Consider the following 15,697-nt stretch of genomic DNA (forward strand, 5'->3'; position numbering starts at 1 on the left):
CCCCATAGGGTTCAAGGGGAGCAACAAGATGATCAAACGTAATCTGCTGGTAGTGGGCCTGGCGGTCCTGTTGAGCGCCTGCGGCTTCCAACTGCGCGGCACCGGCACCACCGAGCTGGCGATCAAGGAACTGGACCTCAGCGCACGGGACGCCTATGGCGACACCGTTAAAATGCTGCGCGACAACCTGGAAAGCAGCGGCGTGAAAGTCTACAGCGGCGCCCCGTACAAGCTCGTATTGACTCGCGAACAGCAAAGCCAGCGCAGCCTGAGCTATGCCGGCGCTGGTCGTTCGGCCGAGTACGAACTGAACAACGTGCTGAGCTATGAGATTCGCGGCCATAACGACCTGGTGCTGATGGACGACAAACTGCAAGTGCAGAAGGTCTACCTGCACGACGGCAACAACATCACCGGCTCCGACCAGGAGTCCATCGAAGTGCGCGGCGAAATGCGCCGTGAACTCATACAGCGCATGATGCTGCGTCTGCAACAACTGAGCCCTGCCCAGTTGGAGCAACTGCAACAGACTGCCGATGCTCGCGCCAAGGCCGAAGCCGATGCGCTGGAAGCGGCACGCAAGGCTGAAGCGGAAACCCCGCAACAGTCACCAATGCAGATCCCGGCTGAATAAGCCTTGCGGGGCGCTCCGGCGTCCCGCTCGCCCGCTCTTATGAAGCTCGCTCCCGCTCAACTCGGCAAACACCTGCAAGGCGCCCTCGCGCCGGTCTACATCATCAGTGGCGATGACCCACTGCTGTGCCAGGAAGCCGCCGACGCCATCCGTTCTGCGGCACGCCAGCAAGGTTTCGATGAACGCCAGGTATTCGCCGCCGACGCCAGTTTCGACTGGGGCACGCTGCTGCAAGCCGGGGCGAGCATGTCGTTGTTCGCCGAAAAACGCCTGCTGGAACTGCGTCTACCCTCCGGCAAACCCGGTGACAAGGGTGCCGCCGCGCTGATCGAATACTGCTCGCGCCCCGCCGAAGACACGGTGCTGCTGATCAGCTTGCCGAAACTCGACGGTAGCGCGCAGAAGACCAAATGGGGCAAGGCCCTGGTCGAAGGGCCGCAAACCCAGTTCGTGCAGATCTGGCCGGTGGATGTCAGCCAGTTGCCCAGCTGGATCCGCCAGCGCCTGTCCCAGGCCGGCCTCTCGGCCAGCCAGGACGCGGTGGAGCTGATCGCCGCCCGGGTCGAAGGCAACTTGCTGGCCGCCGCCCAGGAAATCGAAAAGCTCAAACTAATGGCCGAAGGCGGGCAGATCACCGTGGAAACGGTGCAGGCTGCCGTGGCCGACAGCGCGCGCTTCGATGTCTTCGGGCTGACCGATGCGATCCTCAACGGCGAAGCCGCCCATGCCCTGCGCATGCTCGAAGGTCTACGGGGCGAAGGCGTCGAGCCGCCGGTGATCCTCTGGGCCCTGGCCCGGGAGTTGCGCCTGCTGGCCAACCTGTCCCTGCAATACAGCCAGGGTGTACCGCTGGACAAAGCCTTCAGCCAGGCCCGCCCGCCCGTCTGGGACAAACGCAAACCGCTGATGAGCAAGGCCCTGCAACGCTACTCCGCACCGCGCTGGGCGCAATTGCTACTCGAGGCCCAGCGCATCGATGCGCAGATCAAGGGCCAGGCCGCTGGCTCGCCATGGATGAGCCTGAGCCGGTTGTCACTGTTGATGGCTGGGCAGCGACTGCCTTTGCCCGCTGAGTAGTCACTCAGCAGAAGCACACTGCATACCTGTGGCGAGGGGATTTATCCCCGCTGGGTTGCGAAGCAACCCCAAAACTAGGCGCCGTGGAGTGTCAGGCAGTTTGTAATGGGGGCGCTTCGCGCCCCAGCGGGGATAAATCCCCTCGCCACAGGTCATCTTCCACCACAAGTTGCGTGTCCGTCTGATGACACTGCTTGCACAACCCAGGGACTGGACAACCTCCCAACTCTGTCCCATGATTTGCCCCGCAAAAACCACCCCACGAGAGATCCCATCATGAGCAAAAAGCCATCCAGGCATGGCCCCAACAAGGCCAAGTCCATCGTCGCCCAACCCCTGTTCCGCAGCCGCCAGGAACGACCCGCCAAGGGCAAGGGCAGCTACCGCCGCGAAGCCTTCCAGTCTGACAACTGGGAGGCTTCTTGCTTTCTGGCAGCTTGAAACAACCGGACAAGCCCTACGCCCCTTTCGCATGTTAAGGTCAGCACCTGATTTGTATTTCTGGACCCGTGCATGCCCTTCTGTCTTTCCCATCGTTGGCCATTGCGCCAAATGATTGTTGCCGCAAGCGTTGTCCTGCTTGTCGCCTGCGCCGAAAAACCCACTGCCGCCGACGCCCAACCACTCCAGACCGCCCCTGCCGTGACCGCTCCGGCCATCGTGCCACCCGTGGTGCCGACCGGTGACGAGCTGACCATTGCGCCCACCCAGACCTTCGCCGAATGGCAGGCCGGGTTTCGCAAGGAGGCACTGGCCGCCGGGATCCGTGGCGATCTGTTCGACCGTGCATTTATCGGCGTCAGCCCGGACATGAGCGTGATCAAGGCCGATCGCAGCCAGCCGGAGTTCACCCGCCCGGTGTGGGAATACCTCGATGGCGCGTTGTCGCCACTGCGAGTCAACAAGGGCAAGAGCCTGATTCAACAGAACGCCCAGGTCCTGCAAAGCATCGAGCAGCGTTATGGCGTCGATCGCGAGGCGCTGGTGGCGGTGTGGGGTATGGAGAGCAACTTTGGTCAGTTCCAAGGCACCAAGTCGGTGATCAATTCCCTGGCGACCCTCGCCTACGAAGGACGGCGCCCGGGCTTTGCCCATGCGCAACTGATCGCGGCCCTGCAGATCCTGCAACAAGGCGACATCACACCGGAAAAAATGCTCGGGTCGTGGGCCGGCGCCATGGGCCAGACCCAGTTCATTCCCACCACGTACAACACCCATGCGGTGGATTTCGACGGCGACGGTCGCCGCGACATCTGGGGCAGCTCCACCGATGCCCTGGCCTCGACCGCCCATTACCTGCAAAGCTCCGGCTGGCAACGCGGCCAGCCGTGGGGCTTCGAGGTCTCGCTCAGTGAAGGCTTCGACTACACGCTAGCCGATGGCACGATCCGCAAGCCCGTTTCCGAATGGATGCGGCTGGGCGTTTCAGCATATGGCGGCCTGCCGACAGCCCCCGATCAAGCACAGCTATCGGCGGCCCTGCTGTTGCCAGCCGGCCATCGCGGCCCGGCGTTCCTGATCTTCGATAACTTCCGCGCCATTCTCAAGTACAACAACTCATCCTCCTACGCCCTGGCGGTTGGCTTGTTGTCACAGCGCTTCAGCGGTGCAGGGTTGGTCTACGGCCAGTGGCCAAAAGAAGATCTGCCCCTGAGCCGCAGCGAACGCATCGAACTGCAGACCCTGCTGGGCAAGCACAACTACGACGCGGGCAACCCCGACGGCATCATCGGCGCCAACACCCGCAAAGCCATCCGCAGCGCCCAGCAGTCGTTCGGCTGGCCGGCGGATGGGTATCCGACGCACCAGTTGCTGGAGGCGTTGCGTAGCCGCTGAATCAGCTTATGGCCGCTACCGCCATCGCGAGCAGGCTCGCTCCCACAGGTATTCCGATCAACCTGTGGGAGCGAGTCTGCTCGCGATGGCTGATTCGCAGGCGCTATATGACTAGCGACTGACTACCACATCCTGCTCCAACACCAACCGCTTCTCCCCCGCATCCAACGTCACCAATGCCCCCATGGGCAACGTCAGGTTCGGATCGCAATGCCCACTGCGCCAGCCCGACAACACCGGAATGCGCAATGGCTCGAAGGTCTGCTTGAGCAAGCGGTTCAACGCCTCGACATCGACCCCAGCCACATCCCCCACCAACACGCCGCGTAGCTTGTGCAACGTGCCGGCCAAGCGTAGTTGGGTCAGCAGCCGGTCGATACGATACAGCGGCTCGTTGACGTCTTCGATGAACAGGATCACCCCGTCGGCATCGATCTGATAAGGCGTGCCCATGGTCGCGGCGATGATCGACAGGTTGCCCCCCAGCAGACGCCCGTGGGCAATGCCCGGCTCGACGGTGGTCAATGGATATGCGGCGGGATGGTCCAGTGTACTACCGGCCTTCAACTGCCCATGCAGCAGGCTGAAAAACGAGGTGACGGTTGGGGGCTCCTTGTTGCCCAGCAGATCGGCGTTGAGCAAAGGTCCGTGGAAGGTGACGAAGCCTGCGTAACGGCTGATGGCCAGATGTAGGGCGGTGATGTCGCTGTAGCCGATGAATGGCTTGGGGTTGCGTCGCAGGAGGTCGAAGTCGATGCGGTCCAGCAGGCGGGGCGTGCCGTAGCCGCCGCGCAGGCAGATGATGGCTTTGACTTCTGGGTCGGCGAAGGCGGCGTGCAGGTCGTTGAGACGTACTTCGTCGCTGCCGGCCAGGTAGTTGTCCTTTTCGTAGACGCCTGGGAATATTCGCAGCTCATGACCCCTTGCGCGCATCCATTGGATGGCTTTGTCCGTGTCCAGCGGGGCGGGGCCGGCGGGGGCGATCACAGCGATCAGGCCTTCTGGCGGGAGTGCCGGGACGGGGTGATGGGGGGTCAAGGTGTGGGCCATGGGGTTCCCGGCTTTTTTGATCGTGTGTATATCCGTTTCTGCGGTAACGGCCACTTATGGTTCCGCTCTTACAGCGGGTCACTTTTGGAAAAGCGCCAAAAGTAACCAAAAACGCTTTGCCCCACCACTCAGTGCCTCGCCTAGGCTCGGCATGCCCTCACTCCGGCATTGCTCCGTGGACCGCCGCGAAGGGCCATCCATGGCCCAGCGCGGCTATCCCGGCATCCATGCCGGGATGCCCACTGCGCAATGCCTGCGTTCGGCCAGCGTGGTTTAACGGGGCCTCAAGATCAAGATCAAGATCAAGATCAAGATCCAAAGCAAAGCAAAGCAAAGCAAAGCAAAGCAAAGCAAAGCCAGATCGGGATACATCCAGCATCTTTGTAGCTGAACCACCGCTATCGCGAGCAGACTCGCTCCCACATGGGTTGTGGGTGCTCACAACATCCGCGCACGATACAAAACTTGTGGGAGCGGGCTTGCTCGCGAAGGCGTCAGCACATCCAACATCACCGCAAATTGACCCACCGCTTTCGCGAGCAAGCCCGCTCCCACAGGAGAAACGCGATCCCCCCAAACCAGGCCGGCTGCCAGGCCGCCTCGCGGTGGACGTTGATCTCGGGCGCCCCGTTAACCACGATGGCTGAACGCAGGCATTGGTTCGTGGGCAACCCGGCATGGATGCCGGGTAAGCCGCGCTGGGCCATGGATGGCCCTTCGCGGCGGCCCACGAACCAATGCCGGAGTGAAGGCATGCCGAGCCCTAGCGAGGCACCGAGTGGTGGGGCAAGAGCGTTTTGGTTACTTTTGACTGGGCCGGCTTCCGGGCTTTTCAAAAGTGACCCGCTGTAAGAGCGGAACCATAAGCCGCCGTTACGCAAAAAACGGATATACACACCACCCTAAAAACCAACGCTAAAAAATCAGGACCCGAGCAGCTCAGCCTTGACCAACTTAGCCTGCTCATCCGCATGATACGAAGACCGCACCAACGGCCCCGAAGCAACGTTCTTGAACCCCATCTTGTACCCTTCCTCAGCAAACCAGGCAAAGGTATCCGGGTGCACAAAACGCTGCACCGGCAAGTGACTACGCGAAGGCTGCAGGTACTGCCCCAAGGTCAGCATATCGATGTCATGCTCACGCATGCGCTTCATGACCTCGATGACTTCCTCGTCGGTTTCCCCCAGGCCCAGCATCAAACCGGACTTGGTCGGGATGTGCGGCATCATCTGCTTGAAGCGTTGCAACAGGGTCAGCGACCACTGATAGTCCGAACCCGGACGCGCAGCCTTGTACAGGCGCGGCACGGTCTCCAGGTTGTGGTTGAACACATCCGGCGGCTCGGCAGCGGTGATTTCCAGGGCGATGTCCATGCGGCCACGGTAATCGGGCACCAGGGTTTCCAGCTGGACGTTCGGCGACAGCTTGCGGATCTCGCGGATGCAATCGGCAAAATGCTGGGCACCGCCATCACGCAGGTCGTCGCGGTCCACCGAGGTGATGACCACGTACTTGAGCTTCAGGTCGGCGATGGCGATGGCCAGGCTTTCTGGCTCATTCACGTCCAATGGTTTCGGACGGCCGTGGCCGACGTCACAGAACGGGCAGCGACGGGTGCAGATGTCGCCCATGATCATGAACGTGGCGGTGCCGCCAGAGAAGCATTCGCCCAGGTTCGGGCAGGAGGCTTCTTCGCAGACGCTGTGCAGCTTGTGCTTGCGCAGCAGAGCCTTGATCCGGTCGACTTCCGGGGACACCGGGATGCGCACGCGGATCCAGTCCGGTTTCTTCGGCAATTCGGTGGTCGGGATGATCTTGACCGGGATGCGTGCAACCTTCTCGGCGCCGCGCAGCTTGACGCCGGCCTCTACCTTGGCACGCGGGGCCGGACGCTCGGTGACGTCCTGCGTCGGGATAATGGTTTGCACTGCATCAGTAGTCATATCAGTCGATTCCGCCCGTGAGGGTCGTCTGCTCAGCATAGTCGAGGTGTTTGACGAGCTGCGCGCGCAGCCGGGCACTTACCTCGGCAAATTCAATCGATCCTGCGTGCTCGCTCAACTGGGTCATTGCCAGTCCAGCGTAGCCACAGGGATTAATCCGTCGAAATGGCGCAAGGTCCATGTCCACGTTCAAGGCCAGGCCATGAAACGAACAGCCGTGGCGGATCCGCAAACCCAGGGACGCGATTTTCGCCCCGTCGACGTAGACACCCGGCGCATCCGGCTTGGCCGCCGCCGTAACACCGTAGCTGGCCAGCAGCTCGATCAGGCATGTCTCCATGCGGGTGACCAGCTCGCGCACGCCAAACCCCAGCTTGCGCACATCCAGCAACAGATAGGCAACCAGTTGGCCAGGGCCATGGTAGGTCACCTGCCCGCCCCGGTCGACCTTCACCACCGGGATATCCCCCGGCAACAACAGGTGCTCGGCCTTGCCGGCCTGGCCCTGGGTGAACACCGGTGGGTGTTCCACCAGCCAGACTTCATCGTCGGCGGTGTTGCCGCGTTCGTTGGTGAAGCGTTGCATGGCATGCCAGACCGGCTCGTAGGCCATCGTGCCCAGCTCGCGAAAGCCCAGCGTGCCCGGCATCACAACACCATGTGCACGAAACCGGTCGCTCGCAGCTCGCTGTTGATGTCGTAGAGCTGTTCCTGGCCGGTGGCAATGATGTGCAACTGGATCGTCGTGTACTTGCCGTTGGTACTCTGGCGTTCGGCCAGGGTCTTGTGATCAACGGTGGCATGTTTTTCAAGGATCGCGATGATCCGGTCCTTGAAACCCACACCGGTGTCGCCAATCACCTTGATCGGATAATCCGCGCAAGGGAATTCGATTTTTGGCGCCTTTACTTCAGAGTCTGTCATGGCGTAACGGCCTCGTAAGCCGTGGTAACGCACATGGCCCCGCTCCGGATGGAAACGGGGCCATGCAGGTCAACACTTCAATCAGTTGAACAAGCCGTAGAAGAATAGACGGATGCTATCCCAGATGCGGCGGAAGATACCACCTTCCTCGACCGCGTCCAGAGCGATCAGGTCAGCGCTGTGCACCACTTTGTCGTCCAGTTTGACTTCGACTTTACCGATCACGTCGCCCTTGGCGATGGGAGCGGTCAGTTGCGGGTTCATGGTCATGCTGGCAGCGAGCTTCTTGAGCTGGCCCTTGGGCAGGGTCATGGTCAGGTCCTGGGCCAGGCCGGCCTTGACCTGGTTGCTCGAGCCTTTCCAGACCTGGGCCTGGGCCAGTTCGGTGCCCTTCTGGTAGAAGGTCTGGGTTTCGAAGAAGCGGAAGCCATAGGTCAACAGCTTCTGGGTCTCGGCGGCACGGGCCACTTCGCTGCTGGTGCCGAAGACGACGGCGATCAGGCGCATGCCGTCACGCACCGCCGAAGACACCATGCAGTAGCCGGCTTCGTCGGTGTGACCGGTCTTCAGGCCATCGACGGTCTTGTCGCGCCACAGCAGCAGGTTGCGGTTAGGCTGCTTGATGCCGTTCCAGAAGAATTCCTTCTGGGAGTAGATGGCGTAGTGCGCCGGGTCTTCATGGATGATTGCCCGGGCCAACAGCGCCATGTCGTGAGCCGAGGAATAGTGCTCAGGGTTCGGCAGGCCGGTGGGGTTCATGAAGTGGCTGTTGGTCATGCCCAGGTCGGCCACGGTTTTGTTCATCATGTCGGCGAACGCATCTTCGCTGCCGGCGATGTGCTCGGCCAGGGCGACGCTGGCGTCGTTGCCGGACTGGATGATGATGCCGTGCAGCAGGTCGCTGACGGTCACTTGCGAACCGACCTTGATGAACATCCGCGAACCGCCGGTGCGCCAGGCGTTTTCGCTGACGGTCACCGGATCGTTTTCACCGATCTGGCCGCGACGGATCTCCAGGGTGGCGATGTAGGCGGTCATCAGCTTGGTCAGGCTGGCCGGTGGCAGGCGCTGGTCACCGTTGTTCTCTACCAGCACCTCGCCGCTGCTGGCATCCATGAGCACAAAGGATTTGGCAGCCAATTGAGGCGGGGCCGGCATCATCTCGACCGCGAACGCGGCCGGTGAGAGAAGCAGCGGGACTAGCAGGCAAAGGCGTTTGGCAAAGGTGGTGATGTTCATCCGTCTCTCGAAATCGCTAATGGGACTTGCCCGAAGGCAAAACTAAAACAGGCAGCCTTCTAACGGGTTGCCGCGTATTTAAGTTGCTCACTCACACCCTTGCCGGGCTTTTATTATTCATGGAGCCAACAACCTGACCCGCTCCAACCGCAAGCGGGCCTCAATCAATCACTCGGCGGTGACCAGGCTCGGCGAACCGAGATTGGCCAGGCGCACACTGTTCTGCACTTGCTGGACTTCACCCGGAGAACCGATCGGCCCCAGGCGCACCCGATGCAGTGTCTGCTGGTTGCGCACGATCGAGCTGATGAACACCGGGGCGCTCACCATCGAGCTCAGCTTCGACCGGAGCAGTTCGGCAGCGTCCGGGTTGGCGAACGCGCCCACTTGCAGAAACTGGCCAGACGCTGGTGCAGAAGCGTTTTTTTTTGCATCGATCTGTACCGGCAGCACCGCCGCGGCGTGTTGCTGCGGCGGCGGTGTCCACTGCTCGACCGTGCCGGTGGACGCCGTCACGGTCGGCGCGGCATTTTGCGCCACTTTCGGCTCGTTGAGCATCAAAGGCGCCGGACGGCCACGCTGAGCCCACCATTCCTGCGGGTCGATGCCTTCGACCTTGACCCGGGCGGTGCCGATTTCAGCGTAACCGAGTTTTTTCGCCGCCGCATACGACAGGTCGATGATACGGTCGGAATAGAACGGCCCACGGTCATTGACCCGCAGAATCACGCTCTTGTTGTTGTCCAGGTTGGTCACCCGCACATAGCTGGGCAGCGGCAAGGTCTTGTGGGCCGCGCTCATGCCATACAGGTCATACACTTCGCCATTGGCGGTGTTCTGGCCGTGGAACTTGGTGCCATACCAGGACGCCGTGCCCGAAGCCACGTAGCGCTTGGAGTCGGCCATCGGGAAATAGGTCTTGCCCAGCACCGTGTACGGGTTGGCCTTGTAGGGGCCGGTGTGCAGGGTCGGCGTGGCGTCGGGAATGCGCGAGACGTCCACGTCCCACCATGGCGCGCCGTCCTTGTGGGCCCGGTTGATGTCCAGGCCCGGCGTCGCGCGCACGGCAGTGGTGTTTTTCTGGGTCGGCGCGCGGCTGGTCGAACAACTGACGACCAACAACGACAGCGCAGCCAATGCCACGAGCTTGAGGGGCTTGGCTTTCAGGGGTTGATAGGTAGGCATTGCCCGCATTATTTGACGCCCCGTGCTTTGACCAGCTCTTCAGACAGTTGATATACAGCCATGGCGTACATCACGCTGCGGTTATAACGCGTAATCGCGTAGAAATTCTTCAGGCCCATCCAGTATTCGGGACCTTGTTCGCCTTCCAGGCGCATCGCGGTGACCGGCATGTCGTCACGCAGCGCATCATGACTCGACCAGCCCAGGGCCCGCAACTCCCCGACGGTTTTCGTCGGCTCGATGCCCTCGGTCAGGCCCTCGTCCACCTGCTCGCCACGCACGTCGGCACGGCTGACCACCGGCTGGCCGGCTTCCCAGCCGTGGCGCTTGAAATAGCTGGCGACACTGCCGATGGCGTCGGTCGGGTTGGTCCAGATATTGATGTGGCCGTCGCCGTCAAAGTCCACCGCATAGGCGCGGAAACTGCTGGGCATGAATTGCGGCAGGCCCATGGCCCCGGCATAGGAGCCCTTGAGGGTCAGCGGATCGACCTGCTCTTCGCGGGCCAGCAACAGGAACTCGCGCAGCTCCTTGCGGAAGAACTCGGCGCGCGGCGGGTAATCGAAACCCAGGGTCGACAGCGCGTCGATCACCCGGAAATTCCCGGTATTGCGGCCAAAGAAGGTCTCCACGCCAATGATCGACACAATGAACTGGGCCGGCACGCCGTATTCCTGCTCGGCCCGGGCCAGGGCCGCCTCATGCTGGCGCCAGAAGTCCACGCCCCGGGCGATACGCGCCTCGGTGATGAACATCGGCCGGTACTCGCTCCACTGCTTGACCCGCTCGGCAGGCCGAGAGATGGCGTCGAGGATCGATTGCTTGCGTTCGGCCTCGCGAAACACCCCCATCAGCTGCTCGCCGGCAAAACCGTAGTCGCGGGTCATCTCACCGACGAATTCGGCCACCTGGGGCGAACCTTCGTATTCGCCCGCCAAGGCATGCGATGCACTGCCCAGGAAGCCGACCAGGCCGATCCACGGCGCATATCGCGTCGACCAGCCACGCATTGCTTGCATTGAACTCTTCACCTTATTCAAACCTGTGCGATCCACTTGCGATGCGTATGAATCGACATCAAAACCCCAAACGCTGACAGTAGTGTCACCAGCGAAGTTCCTCCGTAGCTAATGAATGGCAACGGCACCCCCACGACCGGCAATAGGCCACTGACCATACCGATGTTGACGAAAACATAAACAAAAAACGTCATGGTCAGGCTGCCCGCCAGCAACTTGCCGAACAACGTCTGGGCCTGGGCGGTGATCACCAGCCCGCGGCCGATCAGCAGCAGGTAGATCAGCAGCAGCACGCAGATGCCCACCAGGCCGAACTCCTCGCCCATCACGGCGATGATGAAGTCGGTGTGGCTTTCCGGCAAAAAGTCCAGGTGCGACTGGGTGCCCATCAGCCAGCCCTTGCCGAACACCCCGCCGGAGCCGATGGCGGCCTTGGACTGGATGATGTTCCAGCCGGTGCCCAGCGGATCGCTCTCCGGGTCGAGGAAAGTCAGGATTCGCTGCTTCTGGTAGTCGTGCATCACGAAGTACCACATGGCCACCGACACCGGCACCGCGATGGCGATCACGCTGAGGATCCAGCGCCAGCGCAACCCGCCCATGAACAGCACGAAAGCACCGCCGGCCAGGATCAGCAGCGAAGTGCCAAGGTCCGGCTGGCGCACGATCAGGATGAACGGGATGCCGATCAGCAACAGGCTGATGCACACGTGCTTGAGCTGCGGCGGCAAGGAGCGCTTGGACAGGTACCAGGCGATGGTCGCCGGCATGATGATCTTGAGGAATTCCGAAGGCTGGAAGCGGATCACCCCGGGAATGTTGATCCAGCGGGTGGCGCCCATGGCGTTGTGGCCCATTACGTCCACCACCACCAGCAGGCTCACGCCCACTACATACGCCAGCGGCACCCAGCGGGCCATGAATCGCGGTTCGAGCTGGGCGATGACGATCATCGAAACCAGGCCGATCCCGAACGAGGTGGCCTGCTTGGCCAGCAGGTCCCAGCTCTTGCCACTGGCCGAATACAGCACGAACAGGCTGCCGGCGGCCAGGGTCAGCAGCAGGATCAGCAACGGACCGTCGATGTGCATGCGCTGCAACAAGGTGGCCCGGCGGCGCATCACATCCTCGCTGGAGAGGATCCGGTCGAAATTATTCTTCACGGGCCGTAGCCTCCGCGGTGGTGGGGCTTGCGTATTCAGGCTTGAGCTGGCCGTGCTCATCCAGCAACCAGGCGTCCATGATCTGGCGCACCACTGGCGCGGCGACGCCAGAGCCGGACTCCCCGTTCTCGACCATCACCGACACAACGATTTTCGGGTTGTCGGCGGGCGCGAAACCAACGAACAAGGCGTGGTCGCGGTGGCGTTCCTGGACCTTGGAGCGGTCGTATTTCTCGCCCTGCTTGATAGCGACGACCTGGGCCGTACCGCTCTTGCCGGCAATGCGGTATTGCGCGCCGATAGCCGCCTTGCGGGCGGTGCCCCGGGCACCGTGCATCACCTGCTGCATACCGTTGTTGACCTTCTGCCAGTCCGACGGATTGCGCAGGATGATGTCCGGCATCGGATTCGGGTCTACCGGCTTCTGGCCTTCGATGGTCTTGGCCAGGTGCGGGCGATACCACTTGCCCTTGTTCGCCACCAGGGCCGTGGCCTGGGCCAGTTGCAGCGGCGTGGCCTGCATGTAGCCCTGGCCGATCCCCAGGATCAGGGTTTCACCGGGGAACCAGGCCTGGCGACGGGTCGCGCGCTTCCACTCCCGGGACGGCATCAAACCGGGGGATTCTTCGAACATGTCCAGCGAGACTTTCTGGCCGATGCCGAACTTGCCCAGGTAGGACGACAGCCGATCGATCCCCAGCTTGTGGGCCAGGTCATAGAAGTAGGTGTCGTTGGACCGCATGATCGCCGTTTCCAGGTCCACATAACCGTCGCCGGTGCGGTTCCAGTTACGGTACTTGTGGTCATAGTTGGGCAGCATGTAGTACCCGGGGTCGTAGACCCGGCTCGAAGCGTTGACCACGCCGGAGTCCAGCCCGGCAATCGCTACGGCCGGCTTGATGGTCGAGCCCGGCGGATAGAGGCCGCGCAGCACGCGGTTGAACAGCGGCCGGTCGATGGAGTCGCGCAACTCGGCGTAGGCCTTGAAGCTGATGCCGGTGACGAACAGGTTCGGGTCGAAACTCGGCTGGCTGACCATCGCCAGCACCTCGCCAGTATTCGGGTCCAGCGCCACCACGGCGCCACGACGCCCGCCCAGCGCCGCTTCGGCGGCCTCTTGCAGCTTGATGTCCAGGCTCAGGACGATGTCCTTGCCAGGAATCGGGTCGGTACGCTTGAGCACCCGCAAGACGCGGCCGCGGGCGTTGGTCTCGACTTCCTCGTAACCCACCTGGCCATGCAGCTCGGGCTCGTAGAAGCGCTCGATGCCGGTCTTGCCGATGTGGTGGGTGCCGCTGTAATTCACCGGATCGAGGGTCTTGAGCTCTTTCTCGTTGATCCGCCCCATGTAGCCGACCGAGTGGGCGAAGTGCGGCCCCTGGGGATAGTGCCGCACCAGTTGCGCCACCACCTCGACGCCGGGCAGGCGGAACTGGTTCACGGCGATCAGGGCGATCTGCTCTTCGGTCAGCTCGAACAGGATCGGCACCGGCTCGAACGGCCGTCGGCCCTGGCGCATGCGCTTCTCGAAGATCGCCCGGTCCTCGGGGGTCAGTTGCAGCACTTCGACGATCACGTCGAGCACATGCTGCCAATCCCCGGAGCGCTCGCGGGTCATGCTCAGGCTGAAGCTGGGCCGGTTATCCGCCACCACCACGCCGTTGCGGTCGAAGATCAGCCCGCGGGTCGGCGGAATCGGTTGCACATGCACCCGGTTGTTTTCCGACAGGGTCGAGTGGTACTCGTACTGGATCACCTGGAGGAAATACAGCCGCGCAATCAGCACGCCGATCAGCGTCACCACGGTAATGGCGCCGAACACGACGCGGCCCCGCACCAGGCGGGCGTCTTTTTCGTGGTCCTTGATGCGGATCGGCTGAGGCATGGGGCAGGATTACTTGTGGTAAGGGTGCCCGGACAGAACTGTCCAGGCACGATACAGCTGTTCGCCGATCAGGATCCGCACCAGCGGGTGTGGCAACGTCAACGGCGACAACGACCAGCGCTGATCAGCCCGGGCACAAACTTCCGGCGCCAGCCCTTCCGGGCCACCGACCATGAAATTGACCGTGCGCGAGTCCAGCCGCCAGCGATCGAGCTCCACCGCCAGTTGCTCGGTGCTCCAGGGCTTGCCGTGGACTTCGAGGGTGACAATGCGCTCGTTCGGCCCAACCTTGGCCAGCATGGCTTCGCCTTCCTGGCGGATGAAGCGCGCCACGTCGGCGTTCTTGCCACGGGTATTGAGCGGAATTTCCACCAGTTCCAGGGCCAGCTCGGACGGAAGACGCTTGGCATATTCATGCCAGCCTTCTTCCACCCACTTGGGCATGCGAGAACCGACGGCGATCAGGCGCAGTCGCACAGCGGTCCCTTATTGCTGGTCTTTGTTGAGCTTGGTGAAGTGCTCATGGGGATTTTCCGGGCTGTGGTGCGCGGCGCTGGCCGAACGGCTCTGCTCGGCACCGGCCCACAGGCGCTCCAGGTCGTAGAACTGGCGCGCCGAGGCGGTCATCATGTGCACGATGACGTCGTCCATGTCCAGCAGCACCCAGTCGCTGTCGCCCTTGCCTTCTTCACCCAGCGGCTTGACGCCCTTGGCCTTGACCGCTTCGCGGACCTTGTCCAGCATCGCGCCGATCTGGCGGTTGGAAGTACCGGTGGCGATGATCATGTAGTCCGTGATGCTCTGCTTTTCACGAACGTCGATCACCTGGATGTCCTGGGCCTTGACGTCTTCGAGGGCCGCCACGGCCACCTTGACCAGCTCTTCGCCGGCCAGTGCCACGCCGGTATGGGCTTCTACGGGCAGCGGGGCGCTTTTGAACGTGCCTTTGCGCTTTACTTTGTTTACGTCTTTGTCAGTCATATAAAACTCGTTTTGCTCGTATGTTCGGGCGCTTCGCTACACGCATTCACGTGCCTTGAAGCGCGCCTTTTTCAGTTCGACGCACGGTACAGCCCGTGCGCATCGATGTAGGCCAGGACCGCGTCGGGCACCAGGAAACGTACCGACTTACCGCTGGCCAGCAGTTGACGGATCTGGGTGGCGGATACCGCGAGCGGCGTCTGCCAGACGAATGCAATCTGTCCGCTCGGCCCTTTCAGGGCCAGCGGGTCGCTCACCGAGCGGGCCGCCAGCAGGTTGCGCAAGGCATCCGGCGGCTCGCTGTCGGCATCCGGGCGTTGCAGCACCAGGATGTGGCAATGCTGGAGCAACTCTTCCCAGCGATGCCAAGTGGGCAGGCCGCAAAATGCGTCCCAGCCCAGAAGCAGAAAAACCTGGGCATCGGCGGCCAGTTCGGCACGCATCAGCTCCAGGGTATCAATGGTGTAGGACGGTTTGTCCCGCTGCAATTCGCGGGCGTCCACCACCAACGGTGCCACACCGGCCACCGCGCACTCGACCATCGCCAAGCGGTCTTGCGCCGACACCTGTGGCGTGTCCCGGTGAGGCGGCCTGGCGCTGGGCGTCAGGCGTAGCTCATCGAGGACCAGGGCATCGGCGACTTCCAGCGCACCGCGCAAATGACCGATGTGCACCGGATCGAACGTGCCGCCCAGGATACCGATGCGCCGGGGCGCAGTTGTCGTCGTCACTGCGGCTGACGGGTCGAGGTCGCCCAA

The 15,697-nt window shown here is 62.3% G+C and carries 16 protein-coding genes; 4 read left to right on the forward strand and 12 right to left on the reverse strand.

Translation table 11 applies throughout. The features are described 5' to 3' along the window. Positions 1 to 28 precede the first annotated feature (28 nt). The 4 genes from lptE (at position 29) to DTP52_RS28075 (ending at position 3,547) form a co-directional block, all read left to right on the forward strand. Positions 29 to 634 carry an LPS assembly lipoprotein LptE gene (gene lptE / locus DTP52_RS28060; protein WP_109756280.1) on the forward strand — a complete coding sequence of 202 codons (606 nt, stop codon included), beginning with the start codon at positions 29 to 31 and terminating at the stop codon, positions 632 to 634. A gap of 39 nt (positions 635 to 673) precedes the next feature. Then, positions 674 to 1,711, forward strand: a complete 1,038-nt coding sequence (holA, locus tag DTP52_RS28065; protein ID WP_109756281.1) for a DNA polymerase III subunit delta — start codon at positions 674 to 676, stop codon at positions 1,709 to 1,711. Between the two features lie 276 nt (positions 1,712 to 1,987). Then, positions 1,988 to 2,152 (forward strand): alternative ribosome rescue factor ArfA, encoded by a 165-nt coding sequence (arfA, locus tag DTP52_RS28070; protein WP_030140368.1) that lies wholly within the window; start codon positions 1,988 to 1,990, stop codon positions 2,150 to 2,152. A gap of 72 nt (positions 2,153 to 2,224) precedes the next feature. Next, a complete protein-coding gene (locus DTP52_RS28075) occupies positions 2,225 to 3,547 on the forward strand; it encodes a lytic murein transglycosylase (RefSeq protein ID WP_109756282.1) in 1,323 nt (440 codons plus the stop codon). A 111-nt stretch (positions 3,548 to 3,658) separates the two neighbouring features. On the opposite strand, the gene DTP52_RS28080 is transcribed toward DTP52_RS28075, so the two are convergent. The 12 genes from DTP52_RS28080 to nadD all read right to left on the reverse strand — a co-directional run bounded on the left by DTP52_RS28080 (position 3,659) and on the right by nadD (position 15,697). After that, on the reverse strand, positions 3,659 to 4,597 hold the full coding sequence (locus DTP52_RS28080; RefSeq protein ID WP_109756283.1) for an LD-carboxypeptidase: 939 nt from the start codon (positions 4,595 to 4,597) through the stop codon (positions 3,659 to 3,661). A 923-nt stretch (positions 4,598 to 5,520) separates the two neighbouring features. Next, entirely contained in the window at positions 5,521 to 6,543 is a 1,023-nt protein-coding gene (gene lipA, locus DTP52_RS28090) for a lipoyl synthase (RefSeq protein ID WP_109756285.1), read from the reverse strand. Position 6,544: 1 nt separating this feature from the next. Next, positions 6,545 to 7,192 (reverse strand): lipoyl(octanoyl) transferase LipB, encoded by a 648-nt coding sequence (gene lipB, locus DTP52_RS28095; protein WP_095963499.1) that lies wholly within the window; start codon positions 7,190 to 7,192, stop codon positions 6,545 to 6,547. Then, positions 7,192 to 7,467: a DUF493 domain-containing protein gene (locus DTP52_RS28100; RefSeq protein ID WP_003185772.1), complete on the reverse strand. Its 276-nt coding sequence runs from the start codon at positions 7,465 to 7,467 to the stop codon at positions 7,192 to 7,194. The genes lipB and DTP52_RS28100 overlap by 1 nt, the downstream gene beginning before the upstream one ends. 81 nt (positions 7,468 to 7,548) lie before the next feature. Beyond that, on the reverse strand, positions 7,549 to 8,706 hold the full coding sequence (locus tag DTP52_RS28105) for a D-alanyl-D-alanine carboxypeptidase family protein (RefSeq protein ID WP_060740482.1): 1,158 nt from the start codon (positions 8,704 to 8,706) through the stop codon (positions 7,549 to 7,551). Positions 8,707 to 8,874: 168 nt separating this feature from the next. After that, positions 8,875 to 9,900 carry a septal ring lytic transglycosylase RlpA family protein gene (locus DTP52_RS28110; protein WP_109756286.1) on the reverse strand — a complete coding sequence of 342 codons (1,026 nt, stop codon included), beginning with the start codon at positions 9,898 to 9,900 and terminating at the stop codon, positions 8,875 to 8,877. After that, positions 9,900 to 10,910 (reverse strand): lytic murein transglycosylase B, encoded by a 1,011-nt coding sequence (mltB, locus tag DTP52_RS28115; protein ID WP_109756287.1) that lies wholly within the window; start codon positions 10,908 to 10,910, stop codon positions 9,900 to 9,902. Before mltB ends, DTP52_RS28110 begins: the two co-directional genes overlap by 1 nt. 17 nt (positions 10,911 to 10,927) lie before the next feature. After that, a complete protein-coding gene (gene rodA, locus DTP52_RS28120) occupies positions 10,928 to 12,031 on the reverse strand; it encodes a rod shape-determining protein RodA (RefSeq protein ID WP_162893928.1) in 1,104 nt (367 codons plus the stop codon). Positions 12,032 to 12,062: 31 nt separating this feature from the next. Next, positions 12,063 to 13,958 (reverse strand): penicillin-binding protein 2, encoded by a 1,896-nt coding sequence (gene mrdA / locus DTP52_RS28125; protein WP_109756289.1) that lies wholly within the window; start codon positions 13,956 to 13,958, stop codon positions 12,063 to 12,065. A gap of 9 nt (positions 13,959 to 13,967) precedes the next feature. Continuing rightward, complete coding sequence (gene rlmH / locus DTP52_RS28130) at positions 13,968 to 14,435, reverse strand: 23S rRNA (pseudouridine(1915)-N(3))-methyltransferase RlmH (protein WP_003185785.1); 468 nt, start codon at positions 14,433 to 14,435, stop codon at positions 13,968 to 13,970. 9 nt (positions 14,436 to 14,444) lie between these two features. Further along, positions 14,445 to 14,939, reverse strand: coding sequence for a ribosome silencing factor (gene rsfS, locus DTP52_RS28135; RefSeq protein WP_109756290.1), 495 nt, complete (start codon positions 14,937 to 14,939; stop codon positions 14,445 to 14,447). A gap of 71 nt (positions 14,940 to 15,010) precedes the next feature. Then, complete coding sequence (gene nadD, locus DTP52_RS28140) at positions 15,011 to 15,697, reverse strand: nicotinate-nucleotide adenylyltransferase (RefSeq protein WP_109756291.1); 687 nt, start codon at positions 15,695 to 15,697, stop codon at positions 15,011 to 15,013.

Source organism: Pseudomonas sp. 43mfcvi1.1 (assembly GCF_900115935.1).
Classification (GTDB): Bacteria; Pseudomonadota; Gammaproteobacteria; order Pseudomonadales; family Pseudomonadaceae; genus Aquipseudomonas; species Aquipseudomonas bijieensis.

Excerpts from the sequence above, each read along its gene's own strand:
- lptE (WP_109756280.1), top strand. The coding sequence starts at position 29 with ATGATCAAACGTAATCTGCTGGTAGTGGGCCTGGCGGTCCTGTTGAGC.
- rsfS (WP_109756290.1), bottom strand. The coding sequence starts at position 14,939 with ATGACTGACAAAGACGTAAACAAAGTAAAGCGCAAAGGCACGTTCAAA.
- mltB (WP_109756287.1), bottom strand. The coding sequence starts at position 10,910 with ATGCAAGCAATGCGTGGCTGGTCGACGCGATATGCGCCGTGGATCGGC.
- DTP52_RS28100 (WP_003185772.1), bottom strand. The coding sequence starts at position 7,467 with ATGACAGACTCTGAAGTAAAGGCGCCAAAAATCGAATTCCCTTGCGCG.
- DTP52_RS28110 (WP_109756286.1), bottom strand. The coding sequence starts at position 9,900 with ATGCGGGCAATGCCTACCTATCAACCCCTGAAAGCCAAGCCCCTCAAG.
- holA (WP_109756281.1), top strand. The coding sequence starts at position 674 with ATGAAGCTCGCTCCCGCTCAACTCGGCAAACACCTGCAAGGCGCCCTC.
- lipA (WP_109756285.1), bottom strand. The coding sequence starts at position 6,543 with ATGACTACTGATGCAGTGCAAACCATTATCCCGACGCAGGACGTCACC.
- DTP52_RS28105 (WP_060740482.1), bottom strand. The coding sequence starts at position 8,706 with ATGAACATCACCACCTTTGCCAAACGCCTTTGCCTGCTAGTCCCGCTG.
- arfA (WP_030140368.1), top strand. The coding sequence starts at position 1,988 with ATGAGCAAAAAGCCATCCAGGCATGGCCCCAACAAGGCCAAGTCCATC.
- rodA (WP_162893928.1), bottom strand. The coding sequence starts at position 12,031 with ATGCGCCGCCGGGCCACCTTGTTGCAGCGCATGCACATCGACGGTCCG.
- mrdA (WP_109756289.1), bottom strand. The coding sequence starts at position 13,958 with ATGCCTCAGCCGATCCGCATCAAGGACCACGAAAAAGACGCCCGCCTG.
- DTP52_RS28080 (WP_109756283.1), bottom strand. The coding sequence starts at position 4,597 with ATGGCCCACACCTTGACCCCCCATCACCCCGTCCCGGCACTCCCGCCA.
- DTP52_RS28075 (WP_109756282.1), top strand. The coding sequence starts at position 2,225 with ATGCCCTTCTGTCTTTCCCATCGTTGGCCATTGCGCCAAATGATTGTT.
- lipB (WP_095963499.1), bottom strand. The coding sequence starts at position 7,192 with ATGCCGGGCACGCTGGGCTTTCGCGAGCTGGGCACGATGGCCTACGAG.